At 34.5% G+C, this 5475-nt stretch carries 5 protein-coding genes; all 5 read right to left on the reverse strand.

All coding sequences use genetic code 11. The features are described from left to right. Positions 1-277, reverse strand: a 277-nt coding sequence (locus A0F92_RS00115) for a helix-turn-helix domain-containing protein (RefSeq protein WP_167516643.1), incomplete at its 3' end; no start/stop codon positions are given. 87 nt (positions 278-364) lie between these two features. After that, positions 365-826, reverse strand: a complete 462-nt coding sequence (locus A0F92_RS00120) for a hypothetical protein (protein ID WP_068240388.1) — start codon at positions 824-826, stop codon at positions 365-367. Continuing rightward, positions 826-3093: an Eco57I restriction-modification methylase domain-containing protein gene (locus tag A0F92_RS00125; protein ID WP_068240390.1), complete on the reverse strand. Its 2268-nt coding sequence runs from the start codon at positions 3091-3093 to the stop codon at positions 826-828. The genes A0F92_RS00120 and A0F92_RS00125 overlap by 1 nt, the downstream gene beginning before the upstream one ends. Positions 3094-4038: 945 nt before the next feature. Beyond that, complete coding sequence (locus A0F92_RS00135; protein WP_068240395.1) at positions 4039-4641, reverse strand: hypothetical protein; 603 nt, start codon at positions 4639-4641, stop codon at positions 4039-4041. A 72-nt stretch (positions 4642-4713) separates the two neighbouring features. Continuing rightward, on the reverse strand, positions 4714-5475 hold a 762-nt coding region (locus A0F92_RS00140; RefSeq protein WP_068240398.1), incomplete at its 5' end, for a hypothetical protein.

Genomic DNA, 5475 nt, shown 5'->3' on the forward strand with positions numbered 1-5475 from the left:
CGTTGGATACACGCAACTGACCCAAAGCAGGATTTTCAAAAGCCATTTCTACAACAGCCTTCTCAATTTCCGGCTCAATTCTGTTTTGCGGAATTGGTTTTTTGCGACTAATTTCTTTCAAGGCAATCGGACCGCCTGTATCATAGAGTTCTTTAATGCGGTAAAAGCTATCGCGGCTGTAACCGTAAACACGGCAAGCCTCTGATACGTTACCTAATTTTTCTGCTAATTTGAGTAATCCTAATTTGCTTTGGATTAACTTTGATTCTACATTCATTTCTGACAGTTTTTAAAGTGGTTAAATTGTTTGTTATTTCATTTGCAATTTAACCCAACTGTCAGATTAAGTTTTAACTATTTCAGCTCAGACGATTTTGTTGATTGGTTTCTCAATTCCTTTTAATAGTTCTTCCAATTGCCCGCCTGGGCTTGTGTAACCAATGGTAATTTGGCCGGCAAGGTCAATCATTAATTTATTTCTTGTTGCTGCTGTTTGTTCGGTTACTCGTTTTATGGTTTTGTCAAATGGTGTGATGATTAACAGTCTGCCTTGTTTAATTGGCTTCTCAAATTCAGGTTCTAGTTTTTCTTTTAGTCCTCTTGCCAAAGCTAAAATGATGGGCTGTTTGCCTTTGAGCAGATAATGCAATACATCTTTTTCTATTTGGCTATGAAAACCACTGATTACACACACGCCTTTTTCTCTTTGCGCTATGGCCCAATCATAGCATTTAAGCACCACGGAAGCAGGCACTTTACGGCTGCATAAAAAAGCTGTTTTCGGTAGCTTTAAAAGGTCAATATTTCCAAGGCTTGCTGTTATCATTATTCGTCTTCGCTTTCTAATTCCTTTCCCATTCGGTATTTAATGTCGTAGTTGATGATAAAGTCCAACTCCTCATCCGTAAATCCATAGTGCTGAGCAAGAACTGTGTCTATTTCGTCTATGATGGGTTTTGAAAGAGAAGAAGTAAAGGATTGTATTTTCACCTCCCCAGTTTGTATTTGATTTCTAATTTGAAACCACGAATTATTATCTAAACTTTCCTGTAATTTTTTTGACAGCTTTACTAATAATTTATCATTCAGAATAGATAAAGGAAATTTAAAGCTTGAAATATCTGATGGATTTAAATCACGACAATTACTTCTTGCTTGATAGAAAAGAAAAAATGTACTGCTTGACAATATTGAATGAAAAATGTGCATCAAATCTTCTGTCTCAAAATTGACTGTAGTTTCCCTTGAGCTCGATGCTTTCTTGCCATTTATATAGCAAATAGGTGGTTGAAGTGTTGTTGTAACGTAGTAACCAATACCAGTATTTTTATAAAAAACCTGTTTATTGCCACGACTGTATTTTGCAATAGATTCAGAAGCACTATTAATCTTATCGAGTATCGATTTGGCAACCGAATTAGGAATTTTATACCAAATTTGCTTACCATTTGTTTGAAATTCTGTCAAATGGTGATTTGTAAATAAGAATTCTCGCTCTTCTTTATTCCATTTATAGTATTTAGATGTCCATATTTTGCCTGCTTCAGTCTTATTTATTTTGTAAATGTAAATTGACAGGCGTTGTTCTGCTCCAGAAAAAAGCTTGCCTGGTCTAATTGAATAGTTACTTACCCAAATTGGGCCTTGTGAGACAAACAGTTTCCTTAGGCTCTCCATTCTATCGGTATTAGAAATAGCGACAGGAACAATAAATCCCAAACAACCCTTTTCATTGAGAAAATTTATTGCCCTTGCTGCCACTATCGAATGCAGATTTCCCCCAATATTATATTCAGAGTTGTATAGCTTATAGCTTTTTTCGGCAACTTTTAATTCAACATAAGGCGGATTTCCAATTATCACATCAAAACCACCATTATCTTGAAGGATTTCATAAAACTCCGCAAACCAATGAAAAGGTTGATGCGAATTGAGCCAATCTTCATATTTGTAGGCTGTGGCTTGTTTGTACAAGAGTTGGTTTAGTTCGTGGTTGAGTTCTTTCAGGCGTTTATTTAACTCTGCTTTTGCTTTTTTGAACTCCTTAAAATCATCGCCATAGGTTAATTGTATCTCTTTGTAGCGTTTAAAAGCATTGGCAACAATCTCGCATTTTTCTTCTATCAATGGTTTTGCAATTGCACCATCTAAAGTATAGGTTAAACCTTTTTGCAATTCTGCTTCCGTTGCAAAGCCCACCAAAGTATTTCCGGCACGTATATTAAAATCAATATCAGGCAGTGGCTCCAAACCTAAATTTGGTTTTCGGTAATCGGCTTCTACGGTAGCTACTAATTTCAAAAACAAACGAAGTTTGGCAATCTCTACGGCTTCTTTCATTATATCTACTCCATACAAGTTGCGTAGGATAATGCTTTTGTAAATGAAGTATTGTAAGTTGGGGTGTTCGGGGCTTTTTACTTGTGCCAACACTTGTCTGAACCATGATTCTTTATGATTTAAGGATTTCCATGATTTTTGAAGTTCGGGCGATAAATGTTTGTAGTTGTTTTCATCTTTTGCTTCTTCAATAAAAATTTCCATCCGTTGAATACAGGCTTCGTAAAGCGGTTCTAAAATGTTCATTGCTGCAAACAAGAAAGCACCTGAGCCACAAGTAGGGTCAATAATTGTTACGCTGTTGAGTGCTTTGTAAAAGTGTTTGAGCCATTCGGGGTCGTTGGTGTTTTCTACTACATCCTGTGCAAACTGGCGAATGTTCAGGTTGTAAGTAATAAAATCGTTGATGGTGGTTATTTCACCTTTGTCAATTTTGGTTTTTACTTCTGTGTATCGGTTTCTGCGTTCAACCACTTCACGCCAAATTTCGGTTGGCAAAGCATAATTGATGGTAGCCGGTTTATTCCATTCTTTTCTTCTTTCTAACAAATTGGGTTTTGTGGTATCTAAGCCAATCGCAATTTCATCGGGCAAAGGTAATTCTACACCTTTTTTTACAGCATCGTAAATATAGCGGTCGCCACTTTTTTTTACCATTGCCCATAATTCACCATCGGCATTAAACGCTTTGGGGTAATGGCGTTTGGGCACAACCAACCGAACATTTATAACCAGTATTATAATAAGATGCATTAAGAATTTGGCCTGTTTGCGAATCGTATGAGACGATTAAAACAGAAACAATAACACTACTTCCATCACAACATTTTTATGAAGCTGTATATGTTACTTGCACAGGATACATTACTAAGGAACTTGCAGTTTTTTGTTGATCATAATTTTTGCAAGTGTTGTAAGTAAAATTGATTTTTAAATGAATAATGAATGTAGAATTTGCTTTAGTTAATATAAATGAGAAAATAAAAATTGCGAGTAATATAATCTTTTTCATAAATTAAAGTTTTTAAGTTTAGAATTTTATGAGAAAGGGTATGGCTTTTCAAATTAAAGTTAAGTTTTTCAAACAATTTCAAAAAATTTTTTTTGCGTTTTTTAAATGCTGAAATAATTGCTTCAACTTAGAAAGTAAAATAGTATAACCGCTAACTTCCTAATACACGAATCTTCCCCTCTTTCCCATTCCATTATAAACCTATTTTTTTTCTGATTTTCACTGCGTTGCTATGCCCTTTTTGCAAAGTACCTATCTTGTTTATCCTGTTTGGTAAAGCCAATTAGCATTGGTTCCGGTACCCTTTCCTTATTCATTTATCCATGCACTTGCTGTATGCAGCTCCCTAAACTTTCGCACATGGCTGTGGGCTTTTATTTTAATAATTTAATATAATGAATATACGCAATTTTAATTCGAAAACCAAATTTTTTTTCAATATAAGCTCTTCCAAAATAGTGCGTTTAATGATGAAAAGCATTCATCCATGCCCCACCCAATTGCCGGTATGTTAAATCAGTGCCATCTATTGGCCCTCGCTTCACTACACCCAATAAATGGCAGTAACACAATTGACATGAAAAATTATGCTACTCTTGAAATGTACTAAAAAGGGGAGCTTAAATTTTCAACAAATCCTTAAAAAAACTTAGCTTTTTGCTTGGTTTTTTACACAGATTTCTATTTCATCGGAAATCAAATTCTTGGCATCTACTTGTTGGGCAATAGTTTACTATAATTGGATAATCAAAATAATTATCTCTTTTAACAAAGTATAGTTTTTTAACCTTAAAGAGGGAAGATTTTACAATAAAAAGTTTCTTTGATTTTTGCCGAATTGAAATAGAATATCGCTCACCTTCATTTCCTATTAGTTTTATTTTAACTTTTTTAATCTTTTCTCCTATATCAGCAACTCTATAGGTAATAAAACCTTCGTTAAAGTCATTTATTAAAAGTACACTATCAGATAAACGAAAAAATGTATTGTAAAAAGGTTCTGATGGAAAATAAGCAAAGTATTTGTTTTTGAATTTCTTAACCGTAATCCAATCACCTAAATAACTTGAACTTATATTTTCTGTATTAACAATATTGGTTTTAGCAGCTCCATTTTGTTTCAAATCCGATAATAAAAATTTAAAGACAAGATCATGATATTTAGAATGGGGTGTGTCTATAAAAACAACTTGATTCGAATTTCTATTTATATATAATGTATCTTTTGTTAATTGTGCGTTTGTGTTTGTACTTATTAAGAGTAATAAGAAATATTTTATAAGTTTCATAATCAAAAATTATTTTATAGAAAATAGTCCAATGTGAGTTGGAACTCACATGGGACTATTCAGAAAATTAATTTATTGGTTCTTTCTTATTTGAGTTACGATATAATCATAGTATATTGGCGGTGCACCATTTGCGGCTGAATAGCCAGTAATAACACCTTTTGTTTCGTCATAATACAATTTGTTATTACTACTGCATCCTTTACTTGTTAAATTTGTTGCATTATCATAAAACGTCAAATACTTTCCCTGACTATCCTGACCTGAACCAACAATAGTAATAAAGTGGTCAGTTTTGCCATCTGCATTAACCGAACTCGGAGTTCCTGGTCTATTATCTACTCCAACAATAACAGGTTTACCAGATTGGAGTTTGGTTATTATATAGTTTATACCAGTTTTTGCTACACTTGGATATGGACCGCCATTAACATCATAAACCTTGAATGCAGAACCATAACCTAAATCTCTCAACCCTGCTTTTGCTATCTGATCTTTAGCAAGGGCTAAACAGTTTCGATAATCATATTTAACAAATTGAGAAGGAGATAGAACATTATTTATTGTTGGCCAAGGGTCTTGGTTATAGTCAAATGTAACTTGAGTAGGGTCATCCTCAAATATATTTGGGTCGTCAACAAAGTCTCCCAAAACATTTGCGTCTGGTATTATTTCATAAGGGAATCCTCCTCCGCCTGTACTACCACCACCCGTCCACCACCAACTCCAATCGGGCTCGTAAGGTCCGGCGCCGCCACCTCCACTTATGCCTCCACCCGGATTCCATGGAAAATATGGATAGCCTGTTCCATAATCCCATTTATCACGGACAGT

The sequence above is a fragment of the Hydrotalea flava genome (genome assembly GCF_001623405.1).
In the GTDB taxonomy this organism is placed as follows: domain Bacteria; phylum Bacteroidota; class Bacteroidia; order Chitinophagales; family Chitinophagaceae; genus Hydrotalea; species Hydrotalea flava.